We start from the raw sequence: 15998 nt of genomic DNA on the forward strand, positions 1-15998 counted from the left end.
TAGCCTAAACCGCCCTCAACATCACCCGAAACGCTACGCACGGTTGCACCCGGATGTCGAGTGGTGTTCCTGCCTTGAGGGTCAAATTTATGAGGTGTCGCAAGGCGGGTTATTTTTTCTGTCACAAAATGCCTTTCGGGCCCGTTTCTGCGGGGTTTCGCGCGGTTTTGTGATGCCTAGCAGACAACCCCGCCACTGTCGAGATATGGCGCCCGTTGTCCTTTGCGTATACTGCGCACATGTTTTCCCCAACGGCTTTGCGTCCGCGATACGCCAAATGGCTGATCGCTACCGGACTCTTCCTGATGCTCAGTGGCTGTGTTGATAAACCCAACACACTCGAGCGCGTAAAGGAGGATGGCGTGCTGCGGGTGGTCACCCGAAACAGCCCCGCCACCTACTTTCAGGATCGCAGCGGTGAAACCGGCTTCGAATACGAGCTGGTGAAGCGCTTCGCCGACGATTTGGGGGTCGAGCTGAAGATCGAGACCGCCGACAACCTCGACGACCTGTTCAACCAGGTCGGCAAGCCGAACGGCCCGGTACTTGCGGCCGCCGGCCTGGTCAGCAGCGAGCAGCGCAAGAAGCAGGTGCGCTTCTCGCGCTCCTACCTCGAAGTCACCCCGCAGATCATCTATCGCAACGGACAGTCACGCCCCACCGACGCCGGCGATCTGGTGGGCAAAAAGATCATGGTGCTCAAGGGCAGCACCCATGCCGAACAACTGGCGGAGCTGAAACAGAAATATCCTGGCATCCAGTACGAAGAGTCCGACGCCGTTGAAGTGGTCGACCTGCTGCGCATGGTCGACGAAGGCCAGATCGATCTGACCCTGGTCGATTCCAACGAAGTGGCGATGAACCAGGTGTACTTCACCAACATCCGCGTGGCCTTCGACCTCGGCGACGCCCGCAGCCAGAGCTGGGCCGTGGCCGCCGGCGAAGACAACAGCCTGCTCAACGAGATCAACAGTTACCTGGACAAGGTGCAGAAGAACGGCACCCTGCAACGCCTGAAGGACCGCTACTACGGCCACGTCGACGTTCTTGGCTACATGGGCGCCACCACCTTCGCCCAGCACTTGCAGCAGCGGCTGCCCAAATATGAACAACACTTCAAGACCTACGCCAAGAAAGAGAAAGTCGACTGGCGCCTGCTGGCGGCGATCGGCTATCAGGAGTCGCTGTGGCAACCGGCGGTCACCTCGAAGACCGGTGTGCGCGGGCTGATGATGCTGACCCAGAACACCGCTCAGGCCATGGGCGTGTCCAACCGCCTCGATCCGAAGCAGAGCATCATGGGTGGCGCCAAGTACCTGGCCTACATGAAGGATCAGCTCGACGAGTCGATCCAGGAGCCGGATCGCACCTGGTTTGCCCTGGCGGCCTACAACGTCGGCAGCGGTCATCTGGATGACGCGCGCAAACTGGCGGCCAAGGAAGGGTTGAACCCGGACAAGTGGCTGGATGTGAAAAAGATCCTGCCGCGCCTGTCGCAGAAGCAGTGGTACAGCAAGACCCGCTACGGCTATGCCCGAGGCGGCGAACCGGTGCATTTCGTGGCGAACATCCGTCGCTACTACGACATCCTCACCTGGGTGACCCAGCCGCAGCTTGAAGGCGATCAGGTGGCCGAGGGCAATCTGCATGTGCCGGGGATCGACAAGTCGAAACCCGCTCAAGAGCCCGCCCCGCTTTAACCCATCCCCAAAACAAATGTGGGAGCAAGTTTGCTCCCACAGGATGTTGATACTTAGTGTTTGGCAGCCGCCAGAATCAACGTCTTCATCTCAGACACCGCCGACTTGAAACCTACGAACAACGCATGCGCCACCAGCGCATGACCGATGTTCAGCTCGTTGATGCCCTTGATCGCGGCAACCGCCTCGACGTTGTGATAGTGCAGGCCATGGCCGGCATTGACGATCAGGCCCTGGGCCAGACCGAAGGCCACGCCGTCCGCCACACGCTTGAGTTCTTCAGCCACTTCGGTCGGCGTTTCGGCATCGGCGTAACGCCCGGTGTGCAATTCGATGGCCGGTGCGCCGACGCGCTTCGACGCAGCAATCTGCCGCTCGTCGGCGTCGATGAACAGCGACACTTCGCTGCCGATCTTCGACAAACGTTCGACCGCCGCTCTGATTCGCTCTTCCTGCCCCGCCACATCCAGACCGCCTTCGGTGGTCAGCTCCTGACGGGTCTCCGGCACCAGACAGATGTGCGCCGGACGGATGCGCTCGGCGAACGCCATCATTTCTTCGGTGACGCCCATTTCGAAGTTCATGCGGGTTTGCAGCACGTCCTTGAGCAGCAGCACGTCGCGTTCCTGAATGTGCCGACGGTCTTCGCGCAGGTGCACGGTGATGCCGTCGGCGCCCGCCTCTTCCGCGTCCAGCGCAGCCTTGACCGGATCCGGATAGCGCGTACCACGGGCCTGACGCAGGGTGGCGACGTGGTCGATGTTCACGCCAAGAAGAATGCGATTGCTGGTGGTCACGGATGCGCTCCTGAAGGGAAAGATTCGGCGCACAGCATACGGCGAGATCAGGGCTTGCGAAACAGCTCGCGACTGACGAGGGGACGACCGCCCAGATGCACCGCCAAGGCTTGGCGCATCAGTCGCTTGGCGGCGGACAACGCGCCGGGAGCCGACCAGTCGGCTTCGGCCATGGCCAGCAGTTCGGTGCCGTTGAACAGACCGGGTTGCAACAGGTAGACCCGCTCGAGCCCGGCATCCACCTGCAAGCGGTAGAGGCCATCCGCAGCGATGGGATCCTCGTTGATATCGGTATTCAGGGAAAAACCGTAACCGAGATCGTCGAGCAGCCGCCATTCGAAGGAACGCAGCAGCGGCTCCAGTGGCCGCCCTTCGGCCAATGCCAGCAACGTGGCAGCGTAATGATCGAACACCGCAGGATGCGGATCTTCGGCGGGCAACAGGCGAATCAGCAGCTCATTGAGATACAAGCCGCTGAACAGCGCCTCGCCGACCATCCAGGTTGCATTCCCGACACTCTCCATGCGCCCGACATTCTTCAACTCACCTTTGCCGCGAAACTCCACTTCCAGCGGCACGAATGGCCGCGCCAGCGTCCCGGCCTTGCCCCGCGCGCTGCGCAACACCGCCCGCAGCCGACCTTGCGGCGTGAGGAAGTCCACCAGCGCGCTGGTTTCGCGGTAGGCGCGTGAGTGGAGGACGTAGGCGGGTTGGGCGGGAGGCGGGGTTGAGGACATGGTGTCTCGCTGGAGGAATGCAGGCTTGAGATCAACATAAACCAAATGTGGGAGCGGGCTTGCCCGCGNCTGCCGAACATTACATCCTCATCGCGGGCAAGCCCGCTCCCACAGGGGGTTCTCTGGTGTAGCAGAAAACCGGTGTTACAGGTCGCCGTAACCCAGCGAACGCAGCGCACGCTCGTCGTCGGACCAGCCGCCCTTCACCTTGACCCACAGGTTGAGCATGATCTTGGAGTCGAACAGCAGCTCCATGTCCTTGCGCGCCTCGGTGCCGATGCGCTTGATGCGCTCGCCCTTGTCGCCAATGATGATTTTCTTCTGGCCGTCACGCTCGACGAGGATCAGCGCATGAATGTGCAGCGTCGCACCCTGCTGCTTGAACTCTTCGATTTCCACGGTGATCTGGTACGGCAGCTCGGCGCCGAGCTGGCGCATGATCTTCTCGCGCACCAGTTCGGCGGCGAGGAAGCGGCTGCTGCGGTCGGTGATCTGGTCTTCCGGGAAGAAGTGATCGTTCTCCGGCAGATGATCGGCGATAACCTTTTCCAGCGCGTCGAGGTTGTGCCCCTGCTGCGCCGAGATTGGAATGATCTGCGCGTTCGGCAGCTGTTCCTGCAACCACGACAGGTGCGGCATCAGCTCGGCCTTGTCTTCGATGCGGTCGGTCTTGTTCAGCGCGACGATCAGCGGGCCGGTCACGTACTGCACGCGCTCCAGCACCATCTGGTCTTCTTCGGTCCACTTGGTGCGATCGACCACGAAGATCACCACGTCGACGTCTTTCAACGCCGCTGAAGCGGTCTTGTTCATGTAGCGGTTCAGGGCCTTTTCGCCACCCTTGTGCATGCCGGGGGTGTCGACGTAGATCGCCTGCACGTCGCCCTCGGTCTTGATCCCGAGCATGTTGTGGCGAGTCGTCTGCGGCTTGCGCGAAGTGATCGCCAGCTTCTGGCCGAGGATGTGGTTCAACAGCGTGGACTTGCCCACGTTGGGACGGCCGACGATGGCAACATAGCCACAGCGCGTTGCGTTTGTATCAGTCATTGCCATTCTCCACACCCAGGGCAATCAGTGCTGCGGCGGCCGCTACCTGTTCGGCAATGCGACGGCTCACACCCTGACCCCGACTTTTTTCATTCAATAGGACAACTTCGCACTCGACGAAGAAGGTACGGCAGTGCGGCTCGCCCTGGATGTCCACCACTTCATAACGCGGCAGTTCGCAGCCGCGCGATTGCAGGAATTCCTGCAGGCGGGTCTTCGGATCCTTGTTGGTGTCGACCAGCGTCAGGCCTTCGAACTCGCCGGCCAGCCAGGCCAGTACGCGCTCGCGGGCGACTTCCATGCCGGCGTCGAGGTAGATCGCACCGATCAGTGCTTCAAGGGCGTCGGCCAGGATCGACTCGCGACGGAAACCGCCGCTCTTCAATTCGCCGGAACCCAGACGCAGGTAATCGCCCAGATCGAAACCGCGGGCCAGCACCGCCAGCGTCTCACCTTTTACCAGCCGTGCGCGCAAACGCGACAACTGGCCTTCGCGCGCCAGCGGGAAACGGTCGAACAAGGCTTCGCCGGCAACAAAGTTGAGGATCGCATCGCCGAGGAATTCCAGACGCTCGTTGTTGCGTCCGGCAAAGCTGCGGTGCGTAAGGGCCAGGACCATCAGTTCCTGGTCCTTGAAGGTGTAACCGAGCTGACGCTCGAGACGGCTTAGAGAAACGCTCACGGTTTACCCACGCTGAGTTCGTGGCTGGATTCCACTGCCATCGCCGGGATACGGCGCAGGCTTGGGACAATTAACGCTGTGTTCAAAAATGACGTCCTGAATATCGTGGCTTCATGCCCCGGAGCCGGTTGTGCCGACGCCAGAAATGCATTCGGCGCTGTGGTCAACAGCGCCGTGTTTGTTTACTTGATCAGGCCGACCCGCGAGAAGTTCGGCAGGTGGCTGAGTTTCGGTTCCGGCCAGCTCATCCAGACCGCGAAGGCCTTGCCGACAATGTTCTGGTCGGGAACCATGCCCAGCAGGTCCTTGGGAATGTTCGGATCATCCCAGTAGCGACTGTCGTTCGAGTTGTCGCGGTTGTCGCCCATCATGAAATAGTGCCCGGCCGGCACGGTCCAGGTATGGTCCGGCGTGGCGCGGTAGCGGCTCATTTCCTTGCGGATCAGGTGCTCGGCGGCGCCGAGTTTTTCCTTGTAGAGTTCCGCACTGCCCAGCGTGCCCGGCTCGGAGCCGACCAGTTGTTCGGCAATCGACTCGCCGTTGACGAACAGACGCTTGTCGGCGGTGTACCTCACCGTATCGCCCGGCAGGCCGACCACACGCTTGATGTAGTTGACGTTCGGGTCGCTCGGGTAACGGAACACCATCACATCGCCGCGCTGCGGGTCACCGACTTCGATGATCTTCTTGTCGATCACCGGCAAACGGATCCCGTAGGAAAACTTGTTCACCAGAATGAAGTCGCCGACGTCCAGGGTCGGTTTCATCGAGCCGGACGGAATCTGGAACGGCTCCACCAGGAACGAACGCAGCACCAGCACGATGAACAGCACCGGGAAGAACGACTTGCCGTACTCGACCAGCAGCGGTTCCTTGTTCAGCTTCTCGACCACCACCACGTCAGGCTGGCTGACGCTGCCCTGATAGGAAGCGATGGCGGCACGCCGACGCGGTGCCAGGATCAACAGATCGAGCAACGCCAACAGACCGCAGACGAACACGGCAATGACCAGCAACAGCGGGAAATTTAGTGACATAGGACCTGACTATTCCAACCTGAGCACGGCGAGGAAGGCTTCTTGCGGGATTTCCACGTTGCCGACCTGTTTCATGCGTTTTTTACCGGCCTTCTGCTTCTCAAGCAGTTTTTTCTTACGGCTGACGTCGCCGCCGTAGCACTTGGCCAATACGTTCTTTCTGAGTGCCTTGACGGTTGTCCGGGCGACGATCTGACCGCCAATGGCAGCCTGGATGGCCACGTCGAACATCTGACGAGGAATCAGTTCTTTCATCTTCTCGGTCAACTGGCGACCTTTGAAGTGCGAATTGTCACGGTGCACGATCAGCGCCAGAGCGTCGACCTTGTCGCCGTTGATCAGCACGTCCAGTTTCACCAGATTAGCCGATTGGTAACGATCGAAATGGTAGTCCAGCGAAGCATAGCCGCGGCTGGTGGATTTCAGACGGTCGAAGAAGTCGAGGACCACTTCGTTCATCGGCAGGTCGTAGGTCACCTGGACCTGATTGCCGAGGAACAGCATGTCGACCTGCACACCGCGTTTCTCGATGCACAGGGTGATGACGTTGCCCAGGTGTTCCTGCGGCACCAGGATGTTGGCGCGCACGATTGGCTCGCGCATGTCTTCGATCGACGAGACGTCCGGCAGCTTCGACGGGTTGTCGACGTAAATCGTTTCACCGGTTTTCAGCACCAGTTCGAAGATTACCGTCGGCGCCGTGGTGATCAGGTCCAGGTCGTACTCGCGCTCCAGGCGCTCCTGGATGATCTCCATGTGCAGCATGCCGAGGAAGCCGCAACGGAAGCCGAAGCCCAGTGCGTCGGAGCTTTCCGGGGTGTATTGCAGCGACGAGTCGTTCAGGGTCAGTTTCTGCAGCGCTTCGCGGAAGTCCTCGAAGTCGTCGGAGCTGACCGGGAACAGACCGGCGTAAACCTGCGGCTGGATGCGTTTGAAACCTGGCAGCACCGGAACGTCCGGCGTGGAGCTCAGGGTCAGGGTGTCACCGACCGGCGCACCGTGAATGTCCTTGATGCTGGCGATGATGAAGCCCACTTCGCCGGCCTTCAGGTCAGCGGTGGCGGTGTGTTTCGGGTTGAATACGCCAACACTGTCGACCAGATGCACCTTGCCGGTGGACTTCACCAGGATCTTGTCGCCCTTCTTCACGCGGCCGTGACGCACGCGCACCAGGGAGACAACGCCCAGGTAATTGTCGAACCAGGAGTCGATGATCAACGCCTGCAGCGGATCTTCGATATTGCCGGTCGGCGCAGGAATGGTAGCAACCAGACGTTCGAGCACTTCGTCGACACCAAGGCCGGTCTTGGCGCTGCAGGTGACGGCGTCGGTGGCGTCGATGCCGATGATCTTCTCGATCTCGTCCTTGACGCGATCAGGCTCGGCCTGTGGCAGGTCGATCTTGTTCAGCACCGGCATGACCTCAAGGCCCTGCTCGATGGCGGTGTAGCAGTTGGCCACGGACTGGGCTTCAACGCCCTGCCCCGCATCGACCACCAGCAACGCACCTTCACAGGCCGCCAGGGAACGGCTGACTTCGTAGGTGAAGTCGACGTGACCCGGGGTGTCAATGAAGTTCAGCTGGTAGGTGACGCCATCTTTGGCCTTGTAATAGAGGGTGACGCTGTGGGCCTTGATGGTGATCCCGCGTTCGCGCTCCAGATCCATGGAATCCAGTACCTGGGCTTCCATTTCACGCTCGGCCAGGCCGCCGCACATCTGGATGAAACGGTCAGCCAGCGTCGACTTGCCATGGTCAATGTGGGCGATGATGGAGAAATTGCGGATATGACTCAAATCACTCACGGATCAACACTCAAAAAGGCTGCAGGCTTGGCCCGCCGAAAAATAGCCGGGAATTGTACCTGATACACGGCGCAAGCGTCACGTTCGCCTGTCACCCGGATTGCATGCAAAAACGCCCCGGTCTGGCGACCGAGGCGTTTTCACGGCTAAAGCGTGGGTGCAACCTGGTTCATCAACCGGCTCGACGCAACAGCCAGACACCCGCCAGCGCACACACGCCAGCCGGCACCAGCACCGCGAACAGCGGCGAGAAGCCGAACACCAGACTGGATGGGCCCAGCAGATCCTGAACGATGCGGAAGGTAAAGCCCACCAGCACACCGGTGAACACCCGCTGACCGAGGGTCACCGAACGCAGCGGACCGAAGATGAAGGAAATCGCCATCAGTACCAGCGCAGCGGTCACCAGCGGCTGCAACACCTTGACCCAAAATGCCAGCCAGTAACGACCGTTGCTCAGACCCTGATCGGCCAGATAGTGGATGTAACCCCACAGACCGGTGATCGACAGCGATTCCGGCGCCATCACTACAGTGCTCAGCAATTGCGGGCTCAGCGAGACATCCCAGCGCTCGACCGGCGTATTGACCACTTCGGTGCTGCGCTCGTGAAATTTGGTGGTGGTCACGTCGGTCAGCTGCCAGTGATCGGTGTCGAACTCGGCGCGCTTGGCGAAGCTCGAACTGAGCAGATGGCGCTCTTTGTCGAAGTGATAGCGGGTCACACCATACAGACGACCGTTGGGTTGCACGGAGTTGATGTGAATGAACTCGTCACCCTGGCGGTGCCACATGCCGTGCTTGGCGCTTTGCGCGTCGCCGCTGCCTTGCGCCAGCGAACGGTTGGCCTGGGCCATGCTTTCGGTGGCTGGGGCCACGTATTCGCCGATCAGCACACCGGCCAGCATCAGTACCAGCATCGGCTTCATCACCGCCCAGACGATACGCCCGATGGAGACACCGGCGGCGCGCATCACGGTCAGCTCGCTGCTGCTCGCCAGACTGCCAAGGCCGATCAGGCAGCCGATCAGCGCCGCCATCGGCAGCATGTCGTAGAGCCGGCGCGGCGCGGTCAGGAGCACGAAACTCAGGACATCGACCAGGGTGTAGGTGTCACTGACATCGCCCATCTCGTCGATGAACGCAAACAAGGTGGCCAGGCCGAGAATGATCGCCAGCACCGCGATGATCGCGATGAACACGCTGCTGCCGATGTAGCGGTCGAGTTTAACCACGGGCCACCTCCAGCGCTGCGCTGCGACGGCTGGCCAGCTTCAGGCGCAAAGGCTCCCAGTACAACAGACCGAGACCGATCGTCAGGAAGATCGCATGCACCCACCACAAGCCGAGCGCCGGTGGAATCTTGCCTTTCTCGAGGGCGCCGCGGGCGGCAATCAGGATGGTCAGGTAAGCCATATAAAGAAGAATCGCCGGCAGCAGCTTGAGGAAACGCCCCTGACGCGGGTTGACCCGCGACAGCGGCACCGCCATCAGGGTCACGATGAACACCAGCAACGGCAGCGACAGGCGCCATTGCAGTTCGGTTTTCGAGCGAATGTCGTCACTGCCGAGCAGGGACGAGGTCGGCATGGCGTCACGGTCGGTGACTTCCTCGCTGACATCCGGCTTGGGCAGCAGCACGCCGTAGGTTTCGTAGTGGATGGCGCGATAGTTGGCCTGACCCGGGCTGCCGTCGTAACGGTAGCCGTTGTCGAGAATCAGGTAGCGATTGCCGTCGGGACGCACTTCCTGGCGACCCTTTTCAGCTACCAGCACGGAAATCCCGCGATCTTTCTGGTTGGCACCGAGGTTCTTCTGCGAGATGAATACGCTGCCGAGGTTGACCCGGTCATCGCTGAGGGTTTCGGTGTAGGTCACCCGCGTACCGTCGCGCAAGGCCTGGAAACGGCCCGGCTCGAGGGTGTCGAATTCGGTCAGGGCATCCTGTTTGTTCAGCAGCAGCTGGAACTGGTTGGCGCCTTGCGGTGCCAGGCTCAAGCTCAGCCAGGCCACCACCACAGCTACCAGGGTGGCCGGAAACAGGGTCATGCGGAACAACCGCTGCTGACTCATGCCGGTGGCCGAAAGCACGGTCATCTCGCTTTCGAGGTACAGCCGGCCGTACGCCAGCAGAATCCCGAGGAACAGCCCCAGCGGCAGGATCAACTGCATGAAGCCCGGCAGGCGATAGCCCATGATCAGGAACAGCGATCCCGGATCGAGCTGGCCCGCGGCGGCCTGGGCAAGGTATTTGATGAAGCGACCGCTCATGATGATGACCAGCAGCACGGCGCTTACCGCACTCAGGGTCAACAGGACTTCGCGGGACAGATAACGGAAGACGATCAAACCAGACACTCCAGGGTTGTCAGGCTAAGGCGGCCAAACAAGCAAACGTATCGACGGGCCCGCAAGGCAGAGCCGTCGAAAAAAGATGCGGCATTATCCTGTGATTGAGGGCGCCTGTCACTGCGCGCACACACGCAAGCGTGCAATCGGTTGAAGATCGTACAACCGAGGGTTGTCAGGCGCGGTGAGCGAGGTTCAAACTGCCGCCTCTGTCGCAGGCACTGGCCTGCGCCTCTTCTCTCTATAAGCAGGCGACGGCGGACACGTCGAACGCCTGTGTGTTGACCATTCATTCAGGGATCCGGACATGGAACTGGTTGTAAAAAGCGTTAGCCCAGAAACGTTGAAAACCGCCACCCTGGTGGTTGCCGTCGGCGAAGGCCGCAAACTCGGTGCCGCCGCCAGGCAGGTCGACGAACTGAGCGGCGGCGCCATCAGCGCCGTGCTCAAGCGTGGCGACCTGGCCGGCAAGGTCGGCCAGAGCCTGTTGCTGCACAGCCTGCCGAACCTGAAAGCCGAACGTGTGCTGCTGGTGGGCGTGGGCAAGGATGAAGAACTGGGCGACCGTCCGTTCCGCAAGATCGTCGCCGGCATCCTCAACACCCTCAAAAGCCTGGGCGGCAGCGACGCCGTACTGGCACTCGATGAAATCATCGTCAAGAACCGCGACAGCTACGGCAAGACCCGTCTGCTGGCCGAAACCCTGGTCGACGGCGAATACACCTTCGACCAGTTCAAGAGCCAGAAAGCCGAACCGCGCGCCCTGAAGAAAATCACCCTGCTGACCATCAAGGCCGCTCAGGCCGAAGTGCAACGCGCCGTGAACCACGCCACCGCGATCGCCAACGGCATGGCATTCACCCGTAACCTGGGCAACCTGCCGCCGAACATCTGCCACCCGACTTTCCTCGGCGAGCAAGCCAAGAACCTCGGCAAAGAGTTCAAGGATCTGAAAGTCGAAGTCCTCGACGAGAAGAAGATCAAGTCGCTGGGCATGGGTTCGTTCTACGCCGTCGGCCAGGGCAGCGCCCAGCCGCCGCGCCTGATCGTCATGCAATACAACGGCGGCAAGAAATCCGAGAAGCCGTACGCACTGGTCGGCAAAGGCATCACCTTCGACACCGGCGGCATCAGCCTGAAACCGGGCGCCGGCATGGACGAGATGAAATACGACATGGGTGGCGCGGCCAGCGTGTTCGGTACCCTGCGCGCCGTGCTGGAACTGAAACTGCCGATCAACCTGGTGTGCATCCTGGCCTGCGCCGAGAACATGCCGAGCGGCACTGCTTCGCGTCCGGGCGACATCGTCACCACCATGAGCGGCCAGACCGTGGAAATCCTCAACACCGACGCCGAAGGCCGTCTGGTGCTGTGCGATGCACTGACTTACTCCGAGCGCTTCAAGCCGCAAGCGGTGATCGACATCGCCACCCTGACCGGTGCCTGCGTCGTCGCGCTGGGCGCCCACACGTCGGGCCTGCTGGGCAACAACGACGAACTGATCGAGCAACTGCTGAGCGCGGGCAAGGCTGCCGACGACCGTGCCTGGCAACTGCCGCTGTTCGACGAATACCAGGAGCAACTGGACAGCCCGTTCGCCGACATCGCCAACATTGGCGGTCCGAAGGCCGGCACCATCACCGCCGCCTGCTTCCTGTCGCGCTTCACCAAGAACCTGAACTGGGCGCATCTGGACATCGCGGGCACCGCCTGGACCAGCGGCGGCAAGGACAAGGGCGCCACCGGCCGTCCGGTTCCGCTGCTGACCCAATACCTGCTGGACCGCGCCAAAGCCTGAAACCGATGACTGCGAGCGGCGCCTCTCTTGAGGGGTGCCGCTTGCAGCTCAGGAACCGCAATGACCAAAGTCGACTTTTATATCCTGCCCAGCGCCGATCCTTCGGCTCGCCTGGATTTTGCCTGCAAGCTCACCGATAAAGCCTGGCGCATGGGCCATCGCATCTACCTGCATTGCAGCGATGCCGCCCAGCGTGATGATCTCGATGCGCGACTGTGGGCGTTCAAGGGCGAAACCTTCGTACCCCATGGCCCGGCTGAAAGCGAACCGGAAGGTTTGATCGTATTGGGAGTGGGCGACGACTGCGGCCAGCACGCGGACTTGCTGGTCAACCTCGACCTGAAAGTCCCGGTTTTCGCCAGTAAATTCGCCCGCGTTGCCGAGGTGGTGGTGGAAGATCCGGCGATCCGCACTGCGGCGCGGGAGAGTTTCCGTTTCTACCGCGAACAGGGCTATCCTCTGCAAGACCACCGTTTACAGCGACTCTGAGTACGCCGATGGACACTCCAAAACCGCTGCAAAAACCCGCGCACCTGCTGGATGACCTTGAGTCGATCCGCCAGCTGCTCGGCGATGACAACCTGCAACCGCCACTGCTGACCGACACGGTCGATGATGGCGAACAGGAACAGATTCCGATGTTGTTCGATTCGGTCGGCACTGAGCCTCCCGCCGTCGTACCGCCTCCCGCCCCCGTCGTGAAGCCCGCTACTGCGCCCGTCGCGCCTGTGGATAAAGGCCCCGACGCCCTCCTGCATCTGGACAGCGAACTGCGCGCCGCCGCGCAATTGATCATGCAGGACGTGATCGACGACTTCGCCCCGCACATCGAAACCGAAATCAAACGTCGCCTCGAGGCGCGGATGGAACGGCTTCTCGGCCAATACGAATAATCTCCCGATCTCCTGTTGGATCTGGCTTGCCAGCGTTCGCATCACTGCGGTTTTCCTGAAAAACCGCGGCGCCTGCATCGCTGGCAGGCCAGCTCCCACATTTAAGCCTCCACCCGGCCCGCCCCGCTCGCCCTGCGCCCCATGCCCCGCTATACTTCCCGGCTTTTCCTGAATAAATGCCAATAGGGTCCCGCCGCGCATGGATAAGACCTACCAGCCGCACGCCATTGAAACTTCCTGGTACAACACCTGGGAGTCCGAGAACTACTTCGCCCCGCAAGGCGCGGGCGACTCCTACACCATCATGATCCCGCCGCCGAACGTCACCGGCAGCCTGCACATGGGTCACGGTTTCAACAACGCGATCATGGACGCCCTGATCCGTTTCCGCCGTATGCAGGGTCGCAACACCCTTTGGCAGCCGGGCACCGACCACGCCGGTATCGCCACGCAAATGCTGGTGGAGCGTCAACTCGAAGCCCAGGGCCAGAACCGCCATGATCTGGGCCGGGAAAAATTCCTCGAGAAAGTCTGGGAATGGAAGGATCAGTCCGGCGGCAACATCAGCCGTCAGATCCGTCGCCTCGGCTCGTCCGTTGACTGGAGCCGCGAGCGCTTCACCATGGATGACGGCCTCTCGGAAGCCGTTAAGGAAGCGTTCGTGCGCCTGCACGAAGACGGCCTGATCTACCGCGGCAAGCGACTGGTCAACTGGGACACCAAACTGCACACGGCGATTTCCGACCTCGAAGTGGAAAACCACGACGAGAAAGGTTTCCTGTGGAACCTGAAGTACCCGCTGGCCGACGGCGCGAAAACCGCTGAAGGCAACGATTTCCTGATCGTCGCGACTACCCGTCCGGAAACCATGCTCGGCGACTCCGCCGTCGCAGTGAACCCGAACGACGAGCGCTACAAAGCCCTGATCGGCAAGTTTGTCGAGTTGCCGCTGGTCGGCCGCCGCATCCCGATCATCGCCGACGATTACTGCGATCCTGAATTCGGCACCGGCTGCGTGAAGATCACCCCGGCCCACGATTTCAACGACTACGAAGTCGGCAAGCGCCACAACCTGCCGCTGCTGAACATCTTCGACAAGAACGCCAATGTGCTGCCGGCAGCGCAAGTGTTCAACCTCGACGGCACGCTGAACGACAGCATCGACGGCAAGATTCCGGCCGAGTACGCCGGCCTCGAGCGTTTCGAAGCGCGCAAGCAGATCGTTGCCGCGTTCGACGCCGCCGGCCTGCTGGTCAGCGTCGACGACCACAACCTGAAAGTGCCGAAAGGCGACCGCTCCGGCACCGTCATCGAGCCATGGCTGACCGACCAGTGGTACGTGTCCACCAAACCGCTGGCCGAGCCTGCGATTGCCGCCGTTGAAGACGGTCGCATCCAGTTCGTGCCGAAGCAGTACGAAAACATGTACTTCTCGTGGATGCGCGACATCCAGGACTGGTGCATCAGCCGTCAGCTGTGGTGGGGCCACCGGATTCCGGCCTGGTACGACGAGTCGGGCAAGGTCTACGTCGGTCGCGACGAAGCCGAAGTGCGCGCCAAGCACAATCTCGGCCCGGACGTTGCGCTGCAACAGGACAACGACGTTCTCGACACCTGGTTCAGTTCGGGCCTGTGGACCTTCTCTACCCTGGGCTGGCCGGAAAAGACCGAGTTCCTGAAGAAATTCCACTCCACCGACGTGCTGGTCACCGGTTTCGACATCATTTTCTTCTGGGTTGCCCGGATGATCATGCTGACCATGCATCTGATCAAGAACGAGGACGGCACGCCGCAGGTTCCGTTCAAGACTGTTTATGTGCACGGCCTGGTGCGTGATGGCCAGGGCCAGAAGATGTCCAAGTCCAAGGGCAACGTCCTGGACCCGCTGGACATCATCGACGGCATCGAGCTCGAAACCCTGGTGCAGAAACGCACGTCCGGTCTGATGCAGCCAAAACTGGCGAAGAAGATCGAGAAGCAGACCCGCGACGAATTCGCCGACGGCATCGCCAGCTACGGCACCGACGCCCTGCGCTTCACCTTCTGCTCGCTGGCGTCCACCGGTCGCGACATCAAGTTCGACATGGGCCGCGTCGAAGGCTATCGCAACTTCTGCAACAAGATCTGGAACGCCGCGCGTTATGTTCTGGACAAGGGCGAAGACTGCGGCCAGAACGGCGAAGCCTACGAGCTGTCGCTGGCGGATCGCTGGATCATCTCGCAGCTGCAACGCACCGAAGCCGAAGTGACCCGTCAACTGGATCAGTTCCGTTTCGACCTGGCGGCGCAAGCGCTGTACGAGTTCATCTGGAACCAGTACTGCGACTGGTACCTGGAACTGTCCAAGCCAGTGCTGTGGGACGAAAACGCGCCGGTCGAGCGTCAGCGCGGCACTCGCCGCACGCTGGTTCGCGTACTGGAAGTGGCGCTGCGTCTGGCGCATCCGTTCATGCCGTTCATCACTGAAGAAATCTGGCAGCGCATCGCGCCGCTGGCCGGTATTCAGGGCAAGACGATCATGCTGCAACCATGGCCGGTGGCCAACGAAGAGCGCATCGATCCGGCGGCCGAAGACGACATCGAATGGCTCAAGGGCCTGATGCTCGGCACGCGCAACATCCGTGGCGAAATGAACATCGGCCCGGGCAAACCGCTGCCGATCTACCTGAAGAACGTCAGCGCTGAAGACCAGCGCCGCCTGACCGAGAACGAAGCGCTGCTGAAGAAGCTGGCGCGTCTGGAGTCGATCACCGTACTGGCCGCCGGCGAAGAAGCGCCGCTGTCGGCGACCGCGCTGGTCGGCGAGATGGAAGTGCTGGTGCCGATGGCCGGTCTGATCGACAAGGGCGCCGAGCTGGCGCGCCTGGACAAGGAAATCCTGCGTCTGCAGGGCGAAGTCCAGCGGGTGGGCGGCAAGCTGTCCAACGCCGGTTTCGTTGACAAGGCTCCGGCCGAAGTCATCGAGAAGGAACGCGCCAAACTGGCCGAAGCCGAACAGGCTCTGGCCAAGCTGGCCGAGCAGCACGCGCGGATTGCCAGCCTGTAACGGCAAATCGCACTGAAAAAGGGAGGCCCGCAACGGCCTCCCTTTTTTGTGCCCGGCACTTTTCCGGCCAACAATACGGCTCCCTGTGGGACAATGGCCGCCACTTT

At 61.2% G+C, this 15998-nt stretch carries 13 protein-coding genes; 5 read left to right on the forward strand and 8 right to left on the reverse strand.

Features of this window, described 5'->3' with window-relative positions:
- The first annotated feature begins 239 nt into the window (after positions 1 to 239).
- On the forward strand, positions 240 to 1700 hold the full coding sequence (gene mltF / locus ACTJK7_RS27490; RefSeq protein WP_108559715.1) for a membrane-bound lytic murein transglycosylase MltF: 1461 nt from the start codon (positions 240 to 242) through the stop codon (positions 1698 to 1700).
- Between the two features lie 53 nt (positions 1701 to 1753).
- Here mltF and pdxJ read toward each other — a convergent pair whose 3' ends face one another.
- From pdxJ to lptF, 8 genes are all read right to left on the reverse strand, one after another.
- Positions 1754 to 2497 (reverse strand): pyridoxine 5'-phosphate synthase, encoded by a 744-nt coding sequence (pdxJ, locus tag ACTJK7_RS27495; protein WP_085654695.1) that lies wholly within the window; start codon positions 2495 to 2497, stop codon positions 1754 to 1756.
- A gap of 47 nt (positions 2498 to 2544) precedes the next feature.
- A complete protein-coding gene (recO, locus tag ACTJK7_RS27500) occupies positions 2545 to 3234 on the reverse strand; it encodes a DNA repair protein RecO (protein ID WP_085654693.1) in 690 nt (229 codons plus the stop codon).
- 144 nt (positions 3235 to 3378) lie between these two features.
- On the reverse strand, positions 3379 to 4281 hold the full coding sequence (gene era / locus ACTJK7_RS27505; protein WP_011332590.1) for a GTPase Era: 903 nt from the start codon (positions 4279 to 4281) through the stop codon (positions 3379 to 3381).
- Positions 4274 to 4963, reverse strand: coding sequence for a ribonuclease III (gene rnc, locus ACTJK7_RS27510; RefSeq protein ID WP_011332589.1), 690 nt, complete (start codon positions 4961 to 4963; stop codon positions 4274 to 4276). Before rnc ends, era begins: the two co-directional genes overlap by 8 nt.
- Before the next feature lie 182 nt (positions 4964 to 5145).
- The gene (lepB, locus tag ACTJK7_RS27515) at positions 5146 to 6000 is read right to left on the reverse strand and encodes a signal peptidase I (RefSeq protein WP_064382430.1); all 855 of its coding nucleotides are present in this window, start codon (positions 5998 to 6000) and stop codon (positions 5146 to 5148) included.
- 9 nt (positions 6001 to 6009) lie between these two features.
- The gene (gene lepA / locus ACTJK7_RS27520; protein ID WP_039769508.1) at positions 6010 to 7806 is read right to left on the reverse strand and encodes a translation elongation factor 4; all 1797 of its coding nucleotides are present in this window, start codon (positions 7804 to 7806) and stop codon (positions 6010 to 6012) included.
- 172 nt (positions 7807 to 7978) lie between these two features.
- Positions 7979 to 9040, reverse strand: coding sequence for an LPS export ABC transporter permease LptG (gene lptG / locus ACTJK7_RS27525; RefSeq protein WP_011332586.1), 1062 nt, complete (start codon positions 9038 to 9040; stop codon positions 7979 to 7981).
- A complete protein-coding gene (gene lptF, locus ACTJK7_RS27530) occupies positions 9033 to 10154 on the reverse strand; it encodes an LPS export ABC transporter permease LptF (protein ID WP_011332585.1) in 1122 nt (373 codons plus the stop codon). The genes lptG and lptF overlap by 8 nt, the downstream gene beginning before the upstream one ends.
- Positions 10155 to 10461: 307 nt before the next feature.
- Here lptF and ACTJK7_RS27535 point away from each other — a divergent pair, with 307 nt between their 5' ends.
- The 4 genes from ACTJK7_RS27535 to ACTJK7_RS27550 all read left to right on the forward strand — a co-directional run bounded on the left by ACTJK7_RS27535 (position 10462) and on the right by ACTJK7_RS27550 (position 15891).
- Positions 10462 to 11952 carry a leucyl aminopeptidase gene (locus ACTJK7_RS27535; protein WP_064382431.1) on the forward strand — a complete coding sequence of 497 codons (1491 nt, stop codon included), beginning with the start codon at positions 10462 to 10464 and terminating at the stop codon, positions 11950 to 11952.
- 60 nt (positions 11953 to 12012) lie between these two features.
- Positions 12013 to 12441, forward strand: coding sequence for a DNA polymerase III subunit chi (locus ACTJK7_RS27540; protein ID WP_064382432.1), 429 nt, complete (start codon positions 12013 to 12015; stop codon positions 12439 to 12441).
- An 8-nt stretch (positions 12442 to 12449) separates the two neighbouring features.
- Entirely contained in the window at positions 12450 to 12845 is a 396-nt protein-coding gene (locus tag ACTJK7_RS27545; RefSeq protein WP_064382433.1) for a hypothetical protein, read from the forward strand.
- Positions 12846 to 13044: 199 nt separating this feature from the next.
- Positions 13045 to 15891: a valine--tRNA ligase gene (locus ACTJK7_RS27550; RefSeq protein WP_108559713.1), complete on the forward strand. Its 2847-nt coding sequence runs from the start codon at positions 13045 to 13047 to the stop codon at positions 15889 to 15891.
- Positions 15892 to 15998: the final 107 nt, after the last annotated feature.

The sequence above is a fragment of the Pseudomonas sp. 22085 genome (assembly GCF_052045815.1).
In the GTDB taxonomy this organism is placed as follows: Bacteria; Pseudomonadota; Gammaproteobacteria; order Pseudomonadales; family Pseudomonadaceae; genus Aquipseudomonas; species Aquipseudomonas glycinae.

Bases quoted from the DNA above. Each gene is read 5' to 3' on its own strand.
- mltF (WP_108559715.1), top strand. From the start codon at position 240: ATGTTTTCCCCAACGGCTTTGCGTCCGCGATACGCCAAATGGCTGATC.
- era (WP_011332590.1), bottom strand. From the start codon at position 4,281: ATGACTGATACAAACGCAACGCGCTGTGGCTATGTTGCCATCGTCGGC.
- ACTJK7_RS27540 (WP_064382432.1), top strand. From the start codon at position 12,013: ATGACCAAAGTCGACTTTTATATCCTGCCCAGCGCCGATCCTTCGGCT.
- ACTJK7_RS27550 (WP_108559713.1), top strand. From the start codon at position 13,045: ATGGATAAGACCTACCAGCCGCACGCCATTGAAACTTCCTGGTACAAC.
- ACTJK7_RS27535 (WP_064382431.1), top strand. From the start codon at position 10,462: ATGGAACTGGTTGTAAAAAGCGTTAGCCCAGAAACGTTGAAAACCGCC.
- ACTJK7_RS27545 (WP_064382433.1), top strand. From the start codon at position 12,450: ATGGACACTCCAAAACCGCTGCAAAAACCCGCGCACCTGCTGGATGAC.
- recO (WP_085654693.1), bottom strand. From the start codon at position 3,234: ATGTCCTCAACCCCGCCTCCCGCCCAACCCGCCTACGTCCTCCACTCA.
- lepB (WP_064382430.1), bottom strand. From the start codon at position 6,000: ATGTCACTAAATTTCCCGCTGTTGCTGGTCATTGCCGTGTTCGTCTGC.